This window comes from Dethiosulfovibrio salsuginis (assembly GCF_900177735.1).
In the GTDB taxonomy this organism is placed as follows: Bacteria; Synergistota; Synergistia; order Synergistales; family Dethiosulfovibrionaceae; genus Dethiosulfovibrio; species Dethiosulfovibrio salsuginis.
This window is the reverse complement of sequence record NZ_FXBB01000037.1, coordinates 1-1,183: the sequence shown is the minus strand read 5'-3', so window position 1 is coordinate 1,183 and position 1,183 is coordinate 1. Positions and strand designations below refer to the sequence as shown.

General features: G+C 54.7%; 2 protein-coding genes. Both read left to right on the top strand.

Translation table 11 applies throughout. The features are described 5' to 3' along the window. Positions 1 to 199 precede the first annotated feature (199 nt). Complete coding sequence (locus tag B9Y55_RS10940; protein WP_085545395.1) at positions 200 to 481, top strand: hypothetical protein; 282 nt, start codon at positions 200 to 202, stop codon at positions 479 to 481. Between the two features lie 148 nt (positions 482 to 629). After that, positions 630 to 1,183, top strand: a 554-nt coding sequence (locus B9Y55_RS10935) for an Hsp70 family protein (RefSeq protein WP_143340924.1), incomplete at its 3' end; no start/stop codon positions are given.

Sequence of the window (1,183 nt, the reverse complement as noted above, 5' to 3'; positions counted from 1 at the left end):
CGACTCTACCCACCGAGTTCCCCTCAGGGGGATTGAGCAAAAGAGCCAGCCGATGTATCCCCACCACGGGATTTTCGGCTGGCTCTTTTTTTGCTGGCTATATCTCTAATAGGATAAATATAAGACAACTGACGAGATCAAGCACAACTCACAGAGATCTAAGACAAATCCATCACTAAACAGGAAAGGAGATAAAAACATGAGATTTCCCTACGATAACGGAGGTTACGGCGGCAAAAAGGGCAGCGGTGGCAGGTCCCAGGGCTACAGAATAGACGACGAGCTTTCTGGCTTCGACTGCGGCACAGGGCAGATGAAGGAGGCCGAGATCCTCAGGCAGACCGAGAGCATGCTTGAGAGCCACGACGATACGGTCTGGGCGGTTATCACCAGAGATGGAAGGATACTCCCCAAGAACAAGGCCTTTCAGCAGGGAGAGAGCAACCCCTCGGAGCTCTGCAAAACCAGGGTCTGGGGCTGAGAGGTAGCGAGGGCTGAGATGTCCATCCTGCATCTCGGCCCTTCGCTATGGCTTCATCTTTATCGCTAAAGGTATCTAAGAGAATAAATACAAGGCAAGAGGCCCCTAGTGGGGCCTCTATTTTTATACGAAAAAAGGAGGAAATATCATGAGCAAGAACTACTTTTTAGGGATAGACCTGGGAACCACCAACTCTTCCATCGCATGGGGGCAGGTGGACCCTAAGGGGGAGCAGATTATACCTAAGGTTATAGACGTAGAGCAGATGGTGGAAGGGGGCAGTATGGCCCGCCGGTCTCTTCTGCCCTCTTCGGTCTATTTCGCCGAGGGGAAGACCCCTATGGTGGGAGATTTCGCCCGGTCCATGGCGGGGCTTCAGGCCAGCAGGGTGGTTCGGTCCATAAAGAGCTCCATGGGGACCGAGAGATCCCTTTCCTTCGACGGCGCGGGCTACAGCCCTGCGGAGATCTCCAGCATCATCCTCAGGCATCTGGCTCAGTCCGCTCAGAGGCTTCTGGGCTTTCTGCCTCAGGATGTGGTTATAACCGTGCCCGCCTCTTTCGATTCGGACATGAGAAAGGCGACCCTTGAGGCTGCGGAGGAGGCGGGCTTTAAGGTGACCGAGGACGACGGGTCTCCCAGAAACATACTTCTGGACGAGCCCAGGGCGGCGCTCTACGACTTCGTGAACCGCCAGGTTCG

Coding starts and splice junctions, on each gene's coding strand:
- B9Y55_RS10940 (WP_085545395.1), top strand. CDS start 200: ATGAGATTTCCCTACGATAACGGAGGTTACGGCGGCAAAAAGGGCAGC.